The organism is Flavobacterium sp. ZT3R18, assembly GCF_007097385.1.
Classification (GTDB): Bacteria; Bacteroidota; Bacteroidia; order Flavobacteriales; family Flavobacteriaceae; genus Flavobacterium.
In genome coordinates this window covers 1-21,728 of sequence record NZ_VJZS01000008.1, presented here as the reverse complement: position 1 = coordinate 21,728, position 21,728 = coordinate 1, and the positions used below count along the sequence as shown (strand labels likewise).

The window sequence follows — 21,728 nt, the reverse complement described above, 5'->3', positions numbered from 1 at the left end:
TAACCCTATAATGTTATACTCTTTATATATTGATCTTTGCTTAAGTAAATGTTTCAAAATAAACCTTTACTAAACAAACTTGTGTTAATGGTGAAATCATTAGTAAATAATTGTTCCTTTTGTAAATAAAGCAGCCATCTAATCCTGATTTTATTACAAATAACCATCCTTTTTCAATCATTTATTATTCCTTAAATACTTAAGTTCTACTTGATCCTCTTTACCATTTTTAATCGCTAAATTGTCATAAAAAGGGATTAATTTTATTTTTAATGCTTCAATTATTTTATCTTCCCTTTTTTTCTCTTTGATCATTTCAAAGAAATGAGCTAATTCTAGTATATTAAAATTGGAAAGATTATCGTTTTGATGAATTTCATCTGCGGATGTTTTCGCAAGTTTTGAAATTTCATTAAGCATCCATCTATGAACTAATAAACGCTGTGATTTTTTATCTTTTCTTTCCACCAATTTTAAATAAGAATTATAACTCGTTTTGTTGGTTATCTCTTTTACGGCTACTCCATTCAACTTATGTTTATTTACTCTGCCCTGAGCCATTGCATAATCATTTTCAAATGCTTCATCCATTGGAATCATTTCTTTTTGCAGACTTTTTACTGTTTTATGAATATATTCGTTGTATCTATTTAACATATTACTATATAACTCATAAGTGCTTAAATAATTTAAAGCTTTTTCTTTAAACCTTTTATCATCAGGGGTCAAAGTAACAAGTGTTAATAAATGTTCTAATTCATCTGAATCTTCTTTTGGGATCGGTCGTAAATCAAGTTGAAGTTCTTGTAATTGCTTTATAATGTTATCTCTTGTTCCTTCATATGTTTTGTCCTTATAATCTATTTTTAGAACAGGATTAGAAACAACTTCTTTTACTTTTTCAGACTCTTTTTTTGATGGCAATTTTATTTTATCTATTGAATAAGAGTAATTTAATGTTGCAGTTAAATCATTATAATTCTTACTGTTAGAACTATTTCTAAACATAGAAATAATACTCATATTAAAATTATGCCTTTCAATCATATAACTATTATTAAGTTTAATGCCAAATACAGAACTCGAATTCATATTCCCTTGAGAGGTATTATATAGTACTCCAAAATTAGTATTCAACTTATCTTTGAATAACTTTTTAGATGCTCCAACTGATGCCCCAGCCGAAGAATTATCATTTTGCCCCACCTGATTATTGGTGTAATTTAGGGAGCTGTTTAAGGCAATTTTCATTTCAATAAAATTTATCGAATGTGCCAAATTATAATTCTGAATCATACTGGCTTGTCCTCTTCTGATAATTCCCGCTTGTTCATTGGCTTGACCGGAAATATTATAATTAAAATTCAAATTTTGATTTTTACTTTTCCCAAAAGCGTACGTTAAATTTGCAGTTGCGTTTTGTGACAACTGCCTGTAATTTAAAGTATCCGCAGGCATTATATTGGAATTATTAATCAAATCAAATTGGTTCAAACTTTTATTGGTGTACGTCGAAAAATTAGAATAGGTACCCGAAAAATTGATTCGGTCATTTATTTTATAGTTCAGATTCACCGACCCAACAATTCTTTTTGTATTCTGCTTCTTTTGATCAGCTAAATCATCTCTTTGATATCCTAGACTAGCGGCAAGAGTTATATTATCTCTATAGAAAGGGCGAGAGAATGTGAACGCAATATTCTCTAAATCATTCGAAAAATATAAGGAACCTAAAGTTCTGTAGTTGGGATCAATTCGTTCGTATACCAAACCCAACCTACTTTTTTGAATCGAATAAGTAAAACCTGCATTAATGGCTTTTTGAAAACTGGTAGTCTCTTTTACCGAAAACATTTTATTTCTAAATCCGCCTTCCAAAATGCGATTGGCTCTAGCATCATCTGTAAAAACAGACAGTGCATATTCAAGATTAAAATCTAGATTCTTGACTAAAGAAGTATTGAAAGAAAAACTATTTACCCAGTTTTCCATTGGCATAACTCCCTTTTTATCATAGGTTAACGTTTCATCTCCATAAATATCTTTGGCATAAAATCCAATCCAACCTATTTTATATTTCTCCTTATCATATCCAATTTTTACTCCATACCCCATTCGCTGATATACTGGAATACTGTCTAAACCATCACTTGCAGATACTTTCTTCAGTAACTGCCCACCCATCAAACTTATTTTAAAAGGACCTCTTGGCGTCAACTCCAACCCAGCCCCTCTGAAAGGCAAACCATTAAGCGTGTAGGGCGAAAAACTCATTGACACATCTCCTATATAGGCTTTTACCCATTTGTATTTGGGCATTAAACAAAAACGATTAAAATTAAGAGGCATCGTATACCCCAAATTATTCCCCTGATTCGTTATAGTGTAAGAAACAGGCATACTAAAGGTAAAAGCACTCACATTTAAATTCCCCGAAAGCATATAAGTAAAGGGTTTACGAGAACTATTCTGGTTCGAATTATAAAAAATTGCATTGGCATTTATCCCTCCCGTAACTTTGAAATTAGGCTTGTAAATATTCTCTAAATCTACATTTTGAGCATACCCCTTCCTGCTTATTAAAAAAACAATAACAATGGCTAATCCGAATAAATAATTCCTTTTGACTATCTCCATTACTGCTTTTGTACTTTAATATCACACAGAATATAGGAATTCACTCCGCTCTGAATCCTGCTTTTAATTTTTATGGCTCCTTTTCTGCCATCTTGGGTTTTAAACAAAACTATTCTAGGATATGACATACCAAATTCTTGATTCCCAGCTGCGTTATACACTATATTCAAAGGTTGCAAAGGGGTATCATTTGTCATTGCATCAAACTGTGTCTCTGTAAAATTCAATCCACAGTTGCATAATTCTTGTGAATTAATGAATATCGTATTTTGTGCATTGGCCAAAGCCAAAAAACCATAATTACTAACCTGTGAGGGGGAAATAAATTTATTATAGGTAAAACTACTATTGAGTCCTTGAAAAGCTATATCTATTAGGGGACTATTCTGAGCATTGATTTCGCTCGCTTTATACACTTGTCTGGTAGCGGTCGAAAACATTGCCCCAACTGTAGCATGAGCTGAATTAATTCCAATTTTTACATCCTTAAAAATCCTTAGATTGGTATCAGGTGCTACAGTAATAGTGCTAGAAAATGATTGGCTTGTTTTCCCATTCGAAGCCACCAAAGTTACTTGATGCGCTCCTGTATTTGCGAACGTTACCGTAGGATTTTCTGTGGTTGATGTAGCTGGATTACCTCCTTGAAAAGTCCAATTGTATTGCGTAGCACTTACTGACTGGTTCACAAAATTGATTGTTACACTCGCTTGATAATCATCGTCTTCAAAAGTGGGACTATAAGAGAATAAGCTTACCAAATGGGGTGCCACATTTACCGTTTGAGTCTGTGTTTGACTTTCGAATCCATTAGAAACCGTCAAGCTAATGCTATGATCCCCGGGCGTACTAAAGACAACATTTGGTGGTGTATTACCAGTAAAAACGGCGGGATTCCCGCCCTGAAAACTCCATACAAAAGTGAGTCCATCTCCAGGTGTGGTATTGTTTATTTCTACTTCAACAGGCGAATAATTACTTTGTATAATTTTATTCGTAAATTGAATAGCAATGCCTTCTTTTATGATAACCGTTTTACTGATTTTTTTACTTTCTCCATCCGCATTGGTCATCGTTAGTGTTATAGCAAACGTTCCTTGTGTTGTATATAAAACCTCTCCTGGGGCTTTTTGAGAAGATGTACTTGGACTTCCTCCTTCAAATTCCCAAGCGTAAGTATCTGCACCTGTGACGTTATTTTTAATTTTAATAGTAACTGGAACCGACTCATCTCCACTTACAAACGAAGTAGTAAAGTCGCCTTCAATGGGGATAAATGATTCCTTATAACAAGAAGTGATTAGTATGGATAATAGTAAAAGTAAAATTTTCTTCATTCAATATTTTTTTGAACACTACATCCTGTTTGGATGTAGTGTTTTTTAATTTCATTTTATTCTAAGGGTAAATAATTACAAATAGCGTTTGATTATTTTATCATTAGAAATAGCCCAAACTACGTTGTTTTTGTACGCTATGTTTCTAATAGGTTGATCATGGGTGTAGTCTAATGTCCAAGCTACACCTCCATTTGTGGTTTTGTAGATTTTATTATCCAAAATAGCCCAACCTATGTTAGCATCTTTGAAAGCAAATTTGGTAAACTTTTCTCCATTATAAATTTGCGACCAAGAATCACCTCCATTGTTTGTTTTAAATAGCTTAACATCTAAAGTTGAATAGTTATTTATTAAAAGGAAACCAGTTGACGCATCTACAAAACAAATTTCCCTTGCAAAATTTCCTCCAGCTTCTTTGATAAAAGGATATTCTTTCCAGCCATCCGTTGTATTATTTTTGAATAAAATAAAAGGTCGATCTGCAGTAAAGCCATCCACATCTTTTATACTTTTATAACCAATTGCCCAAATATGGTCATTGTCAATTACTGTTGATTGAAAAAGATTAGTTCTGTCTCCTATTGTCTCATAAACTTTTGCAAAATCAGCTCCATTTGTTGTACTAAAGACCTTTCCAACTTGCGTGACAATTGTTCCGTCTTTCATATTAGCATCTACATAAATACAATATGAAGTTTCTACTGTAGCGTTCCCAAAATTGGTAAATGTATCTATACCTGTATATCCTCCTACCGCTATTTTTGAATAACCAAAGCCTGTATTACTCCATCCCTCATCATTTATGGTCGCATGAAACCCAGCCTTAAAACCGTTTAGAGCCCAGCTTTTCCAAGTAATCCCACCATCCAATGTTCTAACAACAGAAGCGCCAGTATTATTTGTATTATAATACAAAATTTTATCACTTAGTATTTGAATATGAGGGATTCCTAAATCACTTTTCATTCCATTATCAATAGTAAACCAAGCTCCAACAGTAGGTATTGGCAAAATACCAATGCACTTGTCATAATTGTTTTTTACAGCATTTGTGACTGTTCTGTTCTCTATGGTTACAACCAACTTGGGCAATAATTTTTCTGTAGCGGGCAAGGTAAACGCTATCTCGGTTGCTGTAGCTGAAAGGATTGTAGCCGCAACTCCATCAAAGGTTATTTTTATCTCGCTCATTTTGGTAGAGAAATTCTCACCTGTCATGGTTATTGTTTCTCCTGTGGTTCCGTAATCTTTTGAATACGATTTTATAGTGGTATTTATCACTACAGGTACTTGAGGTGTAACCACAACTTGGGCATCTCCTGAATCTGAGCTACAACTGTTGAATAAAAGGGTAATTTGTAAAACAATTAATAAGGCAATTCTTTTTTTTATTTTCATTTCAATTTCAATTTTAGATTACACTTTTCTCATGTGCAATCTCGTTTATACTAATTTTTTATTTTACGCAATTTTTTTTGTAATCTTCTAAAACTTTAATGAGACCATCCAATGTTTTAAAATCATAATTATCAAATACGAATGCATCGCACTTTGCATATTCAGTTACATTTTTCTTTACTTTTTCAATACTTGAATTATTGGTATACAATCCCTTTTCTTGATTTGGAATTTTTATAATAAAATCCGATGGAACAATTGGGTTTACTAGAACTAAATATCCCGTATTCTCATATAGAATTTTATAAAAATTAGTAGAATCAAAGCTTAAAGAACCAATACTTTCTGCTGCAGCCATACTGTTTCCGATGGTTTTTAATCCGAAATAACATTCCTCTTTACCTTCCTTTTCAATACAAAATCGAATTCCATTTTTTGATTTAAAAATTTCTGTTTTGCCTTGTCCTTTTTCGTCGATAAATTTTAAAACCACAGTTTTGCCATAGACACCAATATCTGTAATTTGGTTGGAATAATCTTTTGTAGATTCAAATTCGGCTGTTATTGTGCCTATTCTTTTCTCACCTTTTTCATTTATCACATAACCATTCTTATTATAAATATTTTTTGAATTCAATATAGTCGCTTTTCTATTGGCTATAGATTTTTCAATTTGTTCTGCTCTCATCTCCGTTGCTGCAATGCTTCCTTGATGTTGTAAAGTATACCCGTTCCCAATTAATTTTCTCACTACATTCATCGCCGTGGCATCTTTACTCATCCTATAATCTGTTGGAACAATACTATTATCCAGCTTAACGACAAATACTTTTTTGTTAAATGTGATTAATTCTTGATTCAAAAATTTATCATATCCTGATACGCTACCTTGATACACAAACCAAGATCCTATTAGATAATTATCCAAATCGGTGATTTCGTATTTATCTATCGATCCGTTTTTTAAAGTCACTTTTACATACCCAATAATCCCATTCGAACCATTATCCATTTGCTGAACTGCAGGGATACTATTTGCTGTCAAGGCTTGATTTTCTTTCATTACCTTTTGACTATAAATTGCACCGTTATCATCAACGCTTAATTGGTAGCTATTAGCAATTTGGGCTTCGGCATCAAGAACCTCCTCTTTAACATATCCATATTTTGCAGCCAAACCCGACGGCGCTTCGTTCAGGAAAGCGTTCACTTTTTCTATGTCAATTCCATTTGCGGTCATTAATCCTTTCGAAAATAAAGTTTGAATTATACTCCTGTCAACATTGAACGGCGAATATTTTACAAAATTCATCTCGTTGCTTTTGTTTATAGCTTCATTATTGAGTTCTATAAAAGTATATGGGTTTCCAATTCTCATATAAGCCATTATGGAATTAGTACCATCAAGATTTGAAATTTTATATTCTTTAATAACTGGAGATTCAACTTTTGCTATTGGTATTCCATCCAACAAAACTTGCCCTTTATCTATCTTAATTTTTTGGGAAAAAGCGCAAATACTAATTAATACAGCTACTGCTGTCAATACTATCCTTTTCATATAAATTCGATTTTGGGGTTTATTATTTTTTTATTAATAATTCATTCTTAAAAGTTCTTTCTTTTTTATAACCTTTTGTATTCCTATAGCGGATTTACAATAAGTGTCAATTACAATTATCAAGTCCAATATTTTAATCATTCTTTTTTCTCATTTTCTCATTTTGTCAATGTACTGTGTGGGTACGGATTGCTAATTCGGGCTATCGTTTATGAAAGAACCAAAATTATATATATCCGAGTTTTGCTTCTCTCGAATTGATATTTTCTAAATTTTCTAATAATTGTTTCATAAGATTATTTTACCAATCTATTTCACCTTTTTGACGAAGCTCTTGAATTTCCATTCCATGAAAAAAACCTAAAAGATAAATCTCATCTAATGAGGCAGAGTTTATATTTACAAATACAAATTCAACTCCATCCCAATCCTCAATTGATTCAATTGTGAAATCAGTTTTATATTTTTTATTAAAATCGCCTATAATGTTTTTTACTATAGTAGGATTCCCTGTAGCTATTTTTATTTTATTTGATTCCATCAATTAATATTAGTTTTGCATTTGGATACATCTCGTTGAATTGTTGAATGACGCCTTGACATGAAGGGCAATAAGGTCTTTCAGAAGCAATTTTAAGTTCTCCGGTTATTTCCTTATATGTTTTTCCTTTTACACCATTTAATTCATTTGCCAATCTATTTAGCATTTTATATTCACTATCTGTATTTCTTAGCCAAGAATTGGTACCGCCTATTTCTTGTTGCGGGTTAACCTTTAAAGCTTCAAATATTTCATTAATTTTATCTGGTTCTCCGCTTCTAATCAATTCTCCATTCTTATTAATGGTTCCTATTTTTCCTTCTAGATAACCATAGTTCCCATTAGTGCCTGCATTTTGTGCCAATCTATGATTCTTAATTTTAGCAGTAGCTTCTGCAATCTCATCTGTCGTTGCTTTAAATATATTAGTAGCCCCATTCCAGCTTTGTCTTGCTCCGCTTTGTAAACTTTTCCACTTTGTATATCCACCAGCTTTTTCAATAGCGTCTAAATTTTTAGAAACCAAGTTCAGCTCACTAATGTCTGTGCGAAGTGCTGGAGCTTCTTTTTCTAAAATTTGCCAAGCTCTGAAACCAGAGCTCTCATTAACGAACTCTTTAAATTCTTTATTGGTCTTTGATAAATCATCGGCCAATAAATTAAGAGGACATTGCGCAAAAGAGAGAAGTGAATAGAAAACAAGAAATAAGGTTATTATTCTTTTCATTATACTACAATTTAATTTCTTGTTCTTCATCTTCATAGTTTTTTAGATTTTTATATACCAGCATAAACCGTCCATCTAATAAATGAATATTATTCAATACAACACTTCCAAATTCAAAAGCAGTATTTGTAGTATCCCCATTTTCTAAATTGATTTTATAAACACTTCTTTCATGAAGTATAATTAAATTAGAATCAAAAAAATAATTTCTCACAAAACCATTATTTTGTGGTTCAATGGGGGATTTATACTCCTTAAAATCTTTAGACTCTATATTGTATATTACAGGATTATATTTTGGTATGTAAATATATTTTCCGTTTTCCGATTCCATTTTAAAATGGGTCAGATCTACAAAAAGTCCTTCGAATTCACATTCTAATAATGGGTTATTAATTTTTTGGTTATCGATAAGAAAATCGAATTTCCAAAACATTCTGCCATAATTAAGTTCCTCTAATTCTGTAGCAAGAATTTCCGTGTTACTTTTTAAAGCTTTATACGAGTGTTGACTATCTAATTTCATAAACATGGTTTCTTAATATTATTTTTTCTGAAAATCTCAAACGATGCTACCATCTCATCTAATTTCCCAGCTTTTTGAGCTTCTTTGAAGTCTGAAAGAACCTTGGAAGAAGAATTTATATAATCTACCAAATCATCAGAAACATCAATTGGTAATTTATTAAACGCTACCTGCAATTCAGTTATTACTCCTTTTCCTTCTACAACGCAGTTTCTCCATTTACCATTAAAAAAGACTTTAGCTTCTAAATTTTTAAAGTAGGTGGGATCCAGAGTATGCAGTTTTTTTGAAAATTCGATTTGTTCTCCCGCTAGATTCATTTGCTTGTTGAACCAAGGTGCTACATCACCTATTTTAAGGTCTACATCAACAGCCTTATCAGTCATTTGGAAAATAAAATAATATGATCCTTCACTAATTTTATCACTTAACATTCTTGAATCATAAGTATAAGCCAAATTATCTATTCCTTCAGAATTTTTCAAAATAGGACTTCCAAATCCTCCTCCTAAACTCGATTCTTTTTGGAATCTATCTATTCTAAATTTGTAATTTTTTGCGGTAATTATTTCATTTATTTTTGCAAAACCACTGTATGGAGGCCAGTTAATACCATTCCAATCGTTTAGCTTATTATTCCTGAATAAATTGTAGAGTTCATCCCATTTATTTTCTCCCCACAATATGTAAGCTTGTTGTGCTATTTCTGATTTAGCTCCATTTGCAAAATCACTAACAGTATTTGTGAAATTTTCATATTTTACATTTTTATAAATCATGTCACCCAGCTTGTCAGCAAATCCAAGAACTTTCCAAACTTTTTCTTGTTTAATAATAAGCTCTTGTTCAAGAGGTTTTAGGTCTATAATCTCTGTAACGGCAATTTTCCAATCTAGATATTTAGCTGCAAGTATTGATTTTATCTCTTTACTATCATTAAAAGCTTGTTTTACCTGAGAGGGTAAATTTTTTGCAAAACTTCTAATTCCAGTATTTGTTATCAAATTTTTTAACCCAACAACTCCCATAGCGCCATTAAAAACATTGGTAGCGGTAGTTAATTTAGGATAATTTTTTTGAACATATTCTGTATTTGCAGCTATATCTCCTGCCGCTCCTGCTACTTCTGCAAGTGCCCATAAACGTTTAGTTAGAGTTGCTCCTTGAATAATTGTAGGCACACCCGTTACTATTGTCAATCCATTTAATGCGAGTAAAGAGGACTTTTGAATAGTATTACTTTTCAATTTATCTAAACCAAATTTTAAAAATAATGCTGGTATAACAATCTCCTGACCTTTCTGATATCCTGCATTATTCAAAGCGATTTCTATCACCTGTAAATCATCATTAAAATCAATCATTACAGGAGTAAGTGGATCCACTTCTATTGTACTGATTATTCGTGGTATACCTACTGGAGCATAGTATGCACCAGTACCATTACCCACTACGGCTTGAATTGCTGTGGCGGTGTGAGTTATTCTTATTTTTCCACTATCTGGATTATATTGAAAACCTTGCTCATATATTTCAGAGGTACCTGAAATCAAATCATTCAGGGAAAGTATTTTTACTGTTGGCTTTGTAAAATATTTGTCTACAAAATATTCTGGCAAATCACTAGCAGGCATTCTGTCAATCCATGCTTTAGGATTAGACTGATACATTTTTAATAACATCCTATTTAATGATGTATAATTATCACCATCAAAAGGATTTATAGAGTGATCAGTAAATTCATCAATGTAATGCTTTATTAATTTGTTATTACCATTTTCTAATAAATCATATAAAGAGCCATATTTCTCTTCTTTTACACTATTCATTAGCCTCAATAAAGCTTTTTCGTGTTCGTCATCTATATCTTTTAACGATGAAATTTTAATGACCAAACTCTCAATTTGGTCATATGTGAGTTTTCTAACAGCACAAATATCAACTTCATTTATTTTCTTAGTTACTACGTCAATATCAGCAGTTTTTATAAGAGCAACAATATCTTCTTTCTGTTTATTTAAAATTGCAATATCTTTACCATCGCAATTCGTATCTGCTGAATCACTTCCTTGATTAACACCCTCTACTTTACATGGAATTCTGTCATTGAAAGTCACATAGCCCTTTTCTTTGACATCATCTATATTAAATCCTTTTTTATCAGAAAGGTAGCTCCACTTAGAGCTGTATCTTTCATCATATCCACATTTATCTCTCATCCAAAATAATTGTACAACTAAATCAGGATTTGGCTTATCAATTATTTTAATTTTTAATGGTTCAATTGAACCTTCTCTAAAATAATTATTTTTGGTTGAATTCCATTTATATACAATATCATTCAAATATATCCCCTGTACCGTACCATTCAATGAAGGACTACTTCTATTGAAGCTTACATAAGTATTTGAATCTTCATAAGTGAATGGTTCCCAATTAGGGGTTAATTGAGCTAGTGCAAACTCCCCACTAGATTGACTCTGAAATGCATACAATTTAAAAGCAGGATCATTAATTTGTTTCCAATCCTGATGATTCAAAACAGTTCCATCATTATAATCCATTAATAAATCAGTACTTTTTTCAGCTGTTTTGTAAAGTTCAAAAGGATGTTCTAATTTAAAAATTCCGTGACCTAATTCATGTGCAGGAGTTTTTTGAACTGCAGATTTAAAAACATATCCAAACTGACCATTCAATCGCATATACCCTTGTTGTCCTGTACTTGAGGTCTTATCTGTTACAAAAAGCACATAACTTGATGCTCCAGTTCCTTGAAACAATCCATTTATTTTTTGTTGATCCGTGCTGTAAGTAGAGGTAAGAGTATTCTTTTCGGTTTGAATGCTGTTGCCAGAAACTACACTGCTTATGTCAAGAATGTTCTCTTTTTTAAAGTTTACTTTTACACCGACCTTGTTGTAAATTGCTTGTGAATTTTTTATTACATCATCAAGCTTTGTTTGCGAAGCTACATCTGTTGGAACTAATGAAACATTAACTTCTTTCGAAGAAATATGCACCAACATAAATGCGCCAATTACTTTCCACTTGTCGCCTTGTTTGATAGTGGCTAGTATTTGCTCTTCGGCATATGTCTGATTTCCTTTTACGGTAAGAACGAAACCACTGCCATCTTTCTTAGACTCTACTAATGCTCCATTTTGAGTTTTAAAAACTATGTCTTCGCGTTTTATAGCAGTATCCGTAAGGGTTACCGAGGCCAATAAAGTATCACTGTCGCCGTTAAGGACAGCTTTATACGGCAAGGGTGTTGAACCAACTTTTACATATAATTTTTGAACATCCTTTGGTGCGTTCTCAGGCATTACATCAAAAGCGTATTTGCTTCCATTACCCGTAAATTGAATAGTTATACCCTTGGCAGTATAGGCCGTAGCTTGACCACTTTTATCTACACCGTCCGTATTTTCAGGGGTTGATTTTCCTCCTGTTGCCAAATCAGTAGGCCCACTAATTGTACCATTACTATCTACTGTATATACTTTTGCAGGCTCTCCATTTTCGCCTACTTTACCAATAATAACAGTGTCTTTACCTCCTGGTATTATAATTTGTTCATTATTCTTACCGTTTACTACAATGTCTCCATTTTTATCAATACTAACACTAGCAATCCCAAAAGGAACTGTTTCCTCTATTTGTCCGCCTTGACCTTCTCCTGTAAAATCTTCTATATCGGTAACATTCTTCCAATTCGGATTATAACTCGTTTCTACAATCCCGTTTATCAATTGATAATCAGTGTTGATGGTTATATTCTTAAACTCTACCGCAATTTTAGTGTCCGCTAGATAAGGCACGATGATATACCCTTTTCCAGAATAAGGACCGTGACCTTCTAATTCTAAAATCGTTACAGGAAAATCACCAGCTGTAAACGTTTCGCTTTCGATTAGGTTGTCTATCGGCTTTTGGTTTTGTATCGAAATCTTTGGCGTGATTCCGCAATTATAGGCGGCTACACTATTAGTCTGTGTGGGGGTGATAAACGTATTGATTCCAGAATAGGTAAACGATTGTCGCCCTCCTGTTACAGGATCACAACTCGAACCCACTCTAAACTGATAGGTTACTCCTGCTTCTAAATCAGTAAGCAAACTCTGGGTATTCTGGCTATAAACCGAGAACCACTGTGCATTGGCAACATCCTGTTTCTTGTATTGCAACTGATAACGAGTGTGTTCTGGAACGCCTTGCCAACTGATTTTAACACTTTTCGGTCCTTGGGCTTCGCTTAATAAAAAAGTGGGAGCTAAACAATAGCCCGTATATTTAAAAGGAAAGACCTCACTATAGCCATCGTTCTTAAATACTGAATTTTCAGAAAGTCCACTGGTAGAAACGGCTCTTACACGCCATGCATACCGTTTACCGGGAACCAAATTGGGTTTGCCTAAATCGTAAACTAATGCCGTACTGTGCAGATCGGTTTCTTGATACAACAACGGTGCCATTAGGAATCCATATTGCGGGTCTAAATTAGGATCTAGTAATTCTTTTAATTCATAGGTGTAGGACACATTGGTCGCATTGATTTGGCGAGGCGTCCAGGTAAAGAGAATATTAGGGAAATCATTGGCGGCAATCTGTTCATTGCGCTGTGGGGTATTCAATAATGGAGGGTCGTTGAGTATTAAATACAACATCGAACAACTCTTTTGGGATATTTTTTGATTGGTTATAAAATCATACATCTCAAAACAAAAGTTGTACATCCCTTCGGGCAACGGATTGGAATATTGTACAGCCGAAATTCCCTCTAAATTCTCCAGTCTAAAAAGTGCCGCAATATCTACATTGGTAAGCGTTTGCAATTCGCCTCCGTTGATAAAAATCGGATTTTGTCCTTGTATAAAAGCACTACTTTGTGCATTGATTCCATTGCCCTGAATAGACAATTTTAGGCGTACCTGTCTGTTGTTTATCGAAATATCCGTTGGGTTAATGAGAAGTTGCATCTTGGTATCCATACTCGTGGCATAATCGGATAGCTTGACACTGTACGGACTATTAAATACGGGAGTTAACTGCACAGGGTATAACTGGGCGTAGACATTCCCCCAACCCCCGAAGGGGGAGCACTGGATGAGTAAAATAAGTAAAATTATATTTTTGAAAAAGTTCTTCATTTTTTAATAGATGCTAATTTTTTTAACTAAGGTTTGTTGTGCTGTTTCCAATACCAAAACATACACTCCTGATGCCAATTTTACATTAAACCCGACTGCATAATTTTTCTTTCCGGAATCCTTTTTTTGTACCAAAGTATATTGCCCATTATAGGAAAACAATCTTAAATTTATAGGACTATTGCTTTCTAGATTAATAAGAGCATTAAAATTACCATCGTTGGGATTTGGCGAAACAATAAAATCAGATATAAAATGAGTATTTGTAGTTGTGGCATTAGGCAAAGTACTTCTAGGCTCTACACTTATATTTTTTGAATAAAGCGCATAACAGTCGCCTTGGGTTTGCTTCAATGCAATAGTATAAACGCCTGTTTTGTTAAATTTTAGTGTTATGAATTTTTCCTTTTGTTCAACTACATTCACATTATCGGGTAGGATCCATTGGGTATTTTCGCCAAAAGGATTACTGGCATTTACCAGAATTACTTCCTCATCGAGATAAGCTTGAGAACTCAAGAAAAACTCCGAGTTAATGTCGATATTATTGGTTTTTATTTCAATATCATCTTCTCCAATACACCCCAGTCCCGAAGTTACTTTCACATGATAAATACCCGCTTTGGTCAAGTTCACTTTTGGCGTATTGGCAGTGAATCCATTGGTCGCTGTCCAACTATACTGCGCCTTTGTATCTAGAATAGTAGCATCTAAGTCTAGACTTTGCGCATTACACAAAGTCCTGTTGGAACCAAGATTCACAACAATTGGGGCGGGATCTTTTAGGGTAAAATACTTTTTATACACACAACAATCCGGACAAGTAATGGCAACCTCATAATTACCCGCTTTGAGTTGGTTCACATCTTTGGTAGTAGCACCCGTATTCCATTTATAGGTATAGGGTAAATTCCCTCCCTTTACATCCAAGTTGATCGTTCCGTCATTTCCTTGAAAACAGGTTGGGTTTTTAGTCGTTTCGGTAGCTATGATTCCGTTTGGATCTCCTACAAAAACACTGCCTTGTACACTACAACCTTTTGCATCGGTTATGATTACAAAATAATTATTAGTCGTTAAGTTCTCTATTTTATCGGTAGTCCCTTCGTTGGTCCATTGGTACGTATAAGGAGCTGTTCCTCCAGTAACATTGGCTTTGGCCCATCCATCGTTTCCAACAGTGCAACCCACATCAAACTTTGTGAATGTCACCTCTAATTTCGGTGGTTCTGGCATAGCTTGAGTAACATCTATTTCTGTAGTCAGTAGATTATTGACATAAGTACCCAGTTTTATTCCGTTTTTATCTTCAATGTTTAAGGCATAAATCCCGTTCGAAAGATTTTCGGCAGTTTCGTCATGGTCGTTCCAAGAAATCCAAGATTTATTGACTACTTGTTTTTTCCAAGTATAGAAATAAGGCAGTCCATTATTTTGATCAGCGGTTAAAGGTATTCCGCCTGAAACATGCGCCACTAGAATTCCGTCTTGCGATTCGTCTCGTTGTCCGTCCTTTGGGGTTCTGTCTATTTCGTTTCCAAATTCATTGGAAACATTACAGGAAATAGTCCGTTTTACCTCAAATGTTACAACAATAGGATCGGGATCGTCTAGTGTTTTTTGTGAGTTTATGATAGTACACCCTATTTTATTGGTAGCTAGATTATAATTTGCATCTTTAATAGTTAAGGTATAAACATCCTCTGCAAGACCATTTAAAGTGAGTGTATAAACTCCATTTATAACTTGAGAAGTGGCAGTTTGAAGGTTGCCCGCACTATTTTTCCATTCGTACCCGTAGGATTTATTAGCAAATGGAGTTCCTCCTTTTACTTCAACCACAATTTTTCCGTTGGTTGCTTTGTAGAAGGTAGGGTTGATAACATCGGTATAATTCAATGTAATAGGATCTATAGGCTCTAATATGGTAACTTTATCTTTGGCAATACATTTTTTATAGTCATTAATTACAATCGAATAGTCGCCTGCTTTCAGTACCGTATTTTCGGAAATCGTTTCTCCATTAGACCAATCATATTGATATGGAGTAGTGCCTCCAACAACAGTAGCTGTAGCCCAACCGTCATTTCCGCCGTTGCAATACACATCTCCTTTGGCAATGCTTACATCAAAAAGACTAGGTTCTTTCATGAATTGAATACTATCTTTTGCAGTAATTAATTCATTATTTACACCATAGCTACCCAATACAATTCCGTTTCTGTCTATTATATTCAAAGCATAATTCCCTTGAGAAAGATGTTCTGCTGTTTCATCTTGGTCGTCCCAAGCAACCCAAATCCCGTTGGGTTGTTGTTTTTTCCAATAGAAAAAATAAGGCAATCCATTATTATCTCCCGTTAATAGTTGAATTCCTCCCGTAACGTGTGCAACAAGAATTCCGTCTTGTGATTCATCGCGTTTTCCGTCTGCAGGAGCCGTATCTTTTGTGCTACCAAATTCATTACTTGCATTACACGAAATAGTTCGTACCACTTCAAAGGTTACTACAAGCGGTTTGGGTTGTTCTAATATTTTGCTTGAATTCAACACAGAACAATTCACAACTTGACCTGCCTTTAAAACATCATAATTTTTGTCCCAAACGGTTAAAAAATACTCGTCAGCAGGAACACCATTTAATGTAATGGAAAATTTTCCATTAATAAATTGAGAAGTAGTTGCTAGGGTTGCATTCGCTTTGTTTTTCCAAACATATCCATAAGAATTATCATCTTTTGGAGTTCCACCTATAACTTCCACCACAATTCTTCCGTTAGTGGCCCCTGAAAAGGTAGGGTTTGTAACTGTAGTGTAGTTCAAAGAAACTGGTGATGCAGGTTCTGTTATTAATATGCCACCTTGTGTACTACATCCTTTATCATCTGTAATTGTTACATAATACTCATTTCCATCATTAGCATTTAATCCATTAATTGTTTGGGTCGTAGCACCGGTAGACCATTTATAATGATAACCTCCCGTTCCCCCTGAAACATTAGCCGTAGCCGTACCGTTATTTCCATTATGGCAAGAAATATTTTCTGTTGCAAATGTTAATCCTAATGGGATAGGTTCTACAAGGGTTTTCTCAGTAGGAATTGCAGTTACTAATTCTGTAGTATTATAAGTTCCTTGTGTAATTCCTTTTTTATCTTTAACATTCAAGGAATAACTTCCTTTAGAAAGAGAAGTAGCAGATACTCCTGTAAAATCTGTCAAAACTTCCCATTGATTTGTAATTGCATTTAGCTTTGACCAAGTATAATAATATAGTAGTCCATTATTATCATTTATTGCCAATGGAACTCCTCCCTTAACTAAAGCTGTTATAACTCCGTCCGACAATTTACTTGGATTTCCCGTAATTGGATCTAAATTACCGGTATTACATGAAATGGATTGTGTTTCTGTTAATGTTATAACAATTGCATCAGGTTCACCCAAAACAGTTTTAAAAGAAGGTGTTACAAGAGGGTCAGGATTCAAAGTACAACCCGCTTTATCAGTTGCAGTACTGTAATTATTATCTTGAACGGTCAAGGTATAGGTTCCTGCAGGAATATTATTTAAAGTAATAGCATATATTCCTCCACTAAATTCTGTCGAGCTTTTACTTTGATCCACTATTACATCGTCTCTTTTCCATTGATACGTGTAAGAGTTTCCATTAATTAGGGTACCTCCAGTTATAGAAGCAACAATTTTTCCGTTTGCACCACCGTGAAAAGTAGGTTCAACTGAGGAAGTATAGCTGATTATAACAAGAGCAGGTGGTTGCTTTATCTCTTCAGAGAGTTCTTTTACACTTTCGTTAGGTAATTTAGCAATACAACCAGCCGTATCATTTGCATCTCTTAACTTTCTTACTTTTACATAACAATAACCTAGGGATAATCCAGAAAGAGTATGCTTCGTTCCATTAGTGAAATTGCTCCAAGTAGTACCACGATCAGTTGAATATTGATAAATTCCTCCATCAGTTCCACCCCAAGCAGTAACCTCAATTTCACCATCTTTACCATTAAAACAACGAATGTCATTTTTCTTTGCAATAGAAAAACCAACAGCTGTAGGAGAGCTAATTGTGAAATTAGCTTGGTGTTCAGGATCCATCACATACGTATTAGCTCCGTAACCTTCAGCATTTTTATACCATCCTAATAGTTTGAAATTATAATTTCCTTTCATAAAATCAAATGGAACTTCATAAGTTAAATCATCTCCTATTGTAATTGATTCTCCATCAGGAGTAGAATAGACTTCAGTATCAGTAAGAATTTCCTTTATTGCACAAGTCAATGTTTCTCCACTAACTAATTTTCTACTAATTTTTAATTTAAGCCTTCCATCTTTACTATCGAAACATTTTGTTTGAACAGGATCTGCAGAAACAATATGTGGAGCCGAAGTATTATATTTAAAAATTAAATTAGTTCCTTTAGCATTACTATTAGCTCTTATTGTAATAGTTTTCCCAAGTGCTGAAGTAGGAAAAACATTTTTGCATAAATCAATTGACAGACTATTAATTCCTTGATATTGGGCTGGAAATTTACGCCAATTGGGTTTATAACTCGTTTCTGGTATATCTGGACAATCAATCGGTGGATAATCCGGATCAATAATTCTAGCATTCAAAAGAATTGGAGAACCTCCCTCACAATCTGGATCAGGAACCCAAACAGTATATGGGGTATCATCTCCTAATATATAATATTCCCATTGAAAAAATTCAGCTGCAACACCATCAATTGTAGAAATTTTTAATGGACTATCAGTTCCTAAAATGTTATTTGCAAGTTGAGAATTTTTTAAATCAATAATTGGCGTTGATGTGATGCTAAGACCACGTAAACCATCACCGACATCGCCAAAAAAATGAGAAAAATCAGGAGTAATGCTTATATTATTATCCCTATCGGATGGTCCTCCATCACAATTTCCTGCCCAATTTTTCCATCGAATTATTTTATGGATTAAAATATCTGTTATCTTATTGTTCTCATAATAATCTATACTATGATTAATAGAATTATCAATAACTCTTCCATCCCAAAAGGTAGAAAAACCAGAATTGTTTATATATTTAAAACTTATATTTCGTAATCCATCAATATCACCACATCCATCATTTCCCCTTCCCATATATCCTGTAATACTCAGATGATAACGCGCTGTACCCGACAGGTTAGCCTGTCCAAAACCAAAACCATAAACCAATAAAAGCAAAAAGTAAATTTTTCTCATAATCTTAATATATTACGGTTATGCTTTCCACTTTGGCAGGACTGTTGCTTTGTAGTGTTGGGCTAAAATGATATTCGTATTCTATGTTTATTTTTAAATCGTGATCTTCCAGTGTAAAAACATCTCCAGAAAGCTCTTTCCATAAAGCGGGAGCTTCTCCTTTTATATTTTTATAAATACTCAAACCAACTACTTTGTCCTTGTTTTTTATATAATCCCAACTCAAAGTAATTTTTTTATTTTCCCTGTCTGGTAAACCTTGTAAAAAAGGGATTGTTTTTACTGGAGTAAAATCAAGAACCGTTACCGTAATCGTAGAATGATCTAGTGAAGACCATAAATTACTTTTGTCTTTGGCCAAAATAGCATATTGGTAAATCTTTCTATTTTCTGTTTTGTCATCAATAAACTCTTGTATAGTGTCGTTTATCTGTTTGAGTTCTTCCCATTTTTCTTGCCCCTTTTCTCTTCTTCTCAAACTGTAGCTCACTACATCATCGCTATAACTTCGTATCCATTTCAGAAATACTTTTCCATCTTTAGTATCATAATCTTTAAAAATAGGAGCGGCTGGTGGTATTTTATCGGGCTTTTCTAAAACCAGTATTTCGGATGGTTCTGAAATATTAAATCGTTTGTCTTCTGCAGCAATACGGTAATACACTTTGCTGTTCGACATCTTCAAACTAATGGTATTATCCACGTAGTCATTCCCTACATACGATTTCTGGTAAATATCTACAAACTCCTCGTCTTTATTATTGGCTTTCAATATTCTATATCCCAACAAATCCCGTTCTTCATTTACTTTCCACTTTAATCGAACTACTCCTAAACTGTCTATTGTTCCTTCTAATCCCATAGGTTTAGACGGCGCAATAGAATCGATAGGCTGTACCAACATACTTTGGGAAGTTAGACGCTGATTATTCTTGCCTACCACTGTTACTGTAAAATAATTGGATGGAAACAGTTTCTTACATTCAAATTTTCTATCCGAAGGAAGTAAACCTGTCGAAACCACTTTATAAGGTCCTTTGTCTTTTTCGGCCAAATTGATTTCAAAACTTTGAATAGGTTCTTCTGCTTCTTTTGGGTATTCCCATTCCAAACTTACACTATTCGAATTTTCTATATGGTAGTCTATCAATCTAGCAGCGGTAACTAAAGCTGCAATCCCTTTTGCCGCTATGGGTTTTGTCATTTGTCCTTTTTCGCCAAAAGAACTTATACCATAAAGTCGATACTGATACATTTTGTCATTTACACTCAACGTATCAATATAATACATCGTTCTAGAAGGATGATCTACCTTATCATTCATATTGACAAGCGGAGTCTTGGATATTGGAGTAAAATTTACTCCATCCGAAGATTTTTCGACCATAAACGATGAATAAATAGTTTTGAAAGTTTCATAATCCCAAGAAAGTAATATTTTTTTATCATCGGGAACAGCTACAAAATCCGTTGGCTCTGGCAAAGCGCCATAATTTTTAAGCCCAATAGCAAAAGAAGCCGACTTTACTTTAGGATTTTCAAAAACACTAACTTGGTACGTATAAACCTCATTTGGTTTTACATTGTTATCCACCAAGCCCCAACCCGCTTTTAAGGCTCCCTCAAAACTCATATCGGCAGCGTAAAGCGCGAAAGTATAACGCTGATCCAATTCCTCCGCCATGTTGACTATTTTGGACAAGGCTCCTTCTTTGGCCCCGCTTACCTCAAAATTTTCTCCATAGATAGATTGCGCAATTATGGCAGCATAATTGTCTTTTTGAGCTAAATCCATCCAAGAATCTAATGGTTCTGGAAGCAAAGGTTTTGGTGTTAACAGTAGTTTTTCTGGTTTAGGAAGTATTTGCCCGTTTCTCAGAACAGTAAAACGAGTGACTATAAAACCTGTTTTATGAGCTTTTTTCCACTCACTTGGTGTATCTATTGCCCAACGAATTAAAATTTTATCTTTCTGGGCTCTAGCATTTACCTTTACGCTGCTTGTCTGAGTATAACCTAATGAGGACGAAATAATTAATAAAAAAAGTAATTTTATTTTCAATCGAAAGGAGTTTATTTAAAAAGCAATAGAATTACTCTTTAATGTTTAATTAATAATATTTTTAATGCTGTAAAAAGAAACCAATAATAGTAGTACAGAAACACCTATCTTTTAATTTTTCAAAGTCTTATCTTCCAAATTATAGATCTATTAACTTAAATTTTGTATTGTTATTACTTCAATAATATAAACGCGCAATAATAAGCCTTCATTTCCACATACACAATACCCACTTTTAGTGATATTTCAAATATAAAAAATAAAAATCTCACTCTTGAAAATAAAACAGATTCTGGCGTAGAAATTTGGAATGAAAATGACAAATGGGTTCATACAGAAGAGCTAAAGCACGGGCAATTTCAAAAAGTAACAATAAAGAAGATTTGAGGTAGGCATTTAATTTCATATCTTTAAAGTCTTATAAAACATAGGAAAAATGGAAATATTCAAAGGTCTAAAACCTCATAGAGTTTACTGAACGCTTCACTAGCGATCAAGATTGTAGAGAATACCTCTCAAATATCAAATGGTCG

Annotated in this window: 10 protein-coding genes and 1 pseudogene; 1 reads left to right on the top strand and 10 read right to left on the bottom strand. The window is 33.8% G+C overall.

The features are described from left to right. Positions 1-177: 177 nt before the first annotated feature. The 10 genes from FNW52_RS10410 to FNW52_RS10365 all read right to left on the bottom strand — a co-directional run bounded on the left by FNW52_RS10410 (position 178) and on the right by FNW52_RS10365 (position 21,195). The gene (locus FNW52_RS10410) at positions 178-2,637 is read right to left on the bottom strand and encodes a hypothetical protein (RefSeq protein ID WP_185965954.1); all 2,460 of its coding nucleotides are present in this window, start codon (positions 2,635-2,637) and stop codon (positions 178-180) included. Continuing rightward, entirely contained in the window at positions 2,637-3,974 is a 1,338-nt protein-coding gene (locus FNW52_RS10405) for a PKD domain-containing protein (RefSeq protein ID WP_143377408.1), read from the bottom strand. The genes FNW52_RS10410 and FNW52_RS10405 overlap by 1 nt, the downstream gene beginning before the upstream one ends. A 75-nt stretch (positions 3,975-4,049) precedes the next feature. After that, complete coding sequence (locus tag FNW52_RS10400) at positions 4,050-5,375, bottom strand: IPT/TIG domain-containing protein (RefSeq protein WP_143377407.1); 1,326 nt, start codon at positions 5,373-5,375, stop codon at positions 4,050-4,052. 58 nt (positions 5,376-5,433) lie between these two features. After that, positions 5,434-6,936 (bottom strand): hypothetical protein, encoded by a 1,503-nt coding sequence (locus FNW52_RS10395; protein ID WP_143377406.1) that lies wholly within the window; start codon positions 6,934-6,936, stop codon positions 5,434-5,436. Between the two features lie 301 nt (positions 6,937-7,237). Beyond that, complete coding sequence (locus FNW52_RS10390; protein ID WP_143377405.1) at positions 7,238-7,477, bottom strand: hypothetical protein; 240 nt, start codon at positions 7,475-7,477, stop codon at positions 7,238-7,240. Beyond that, positions 7,464-8,204 carry a deaminase domain-containing protein gene (locus FNW52_RS10385; RefSeq protein WP_143377404.1) on the bottom strand — a complete coding sequence of 247 codons (741 nt, stop codon included), beginning with the start codon at positions 8,202-8,204 and terminating at the stop codon, positions 7,464-7,466. The genes FNW52_RS10390 and FNW52_RS10385 overlap by 14 nt, the downstream gene beginning before the upstream one ends. A gap of 4 nt (positions 8,205-8,208) precedes the next feature. After that, entirely contained in the window at positions 8,209-8,730 is a 522-nt protein-coding gene (locus FNW52_RS10380; protein ID WP_143377403.1) for a hypothetical protein, read from the bottom strand. Next, complete coding sequence (locus FNW52_RS10375) at positions 8,727-13,883, bottom strand: fibronectin type III domain-containing protein (RefSeq protein ID WP_143377402.1); 5,157 nt, start codon at positions 13,881-13,883, stop codon at positions 8,727-8,729. The genes FNW52_RS10380 and FNW52_RS10375 overlap by 4 nt, the downstream gene beginning before the upstream one ends. Positions 13,884-13,886: 3 nt before the next feature. Then, positions 13,887-19,133 (bottom strand): T9SS type A sorting domain-containing protein, encoded by a 5,247-nt coding sequence (locus FNW52_RS10370; protein WP_143377401.1) that lies wholly within the window; start codon positions 19,131-19,133, stop codon positions 13,887-13,889. A gap of 4 nt (positions 19,134-19,137) precedes the next feature. Further along, entirely contained in the window at positions 19,138-21,195 is a 2,058-nt protein-coding gene (locus FNW52_RS10365; protein WP_143377400.1) for a fibronectin type III domain-containing protein, read from the bottom strand. A 436-nt stretch (positions 21,196-21,631) separates the two neighbouring features. Between FNW52_RS10365 and FNW52_RS10360 the strand changes: the two are divergent. Then, positions 21,632-21,728 (top strand): annotated as a pseudogene (locus FNW52_RS10360) (IS1595 family transposase); the annotation flags it as partial.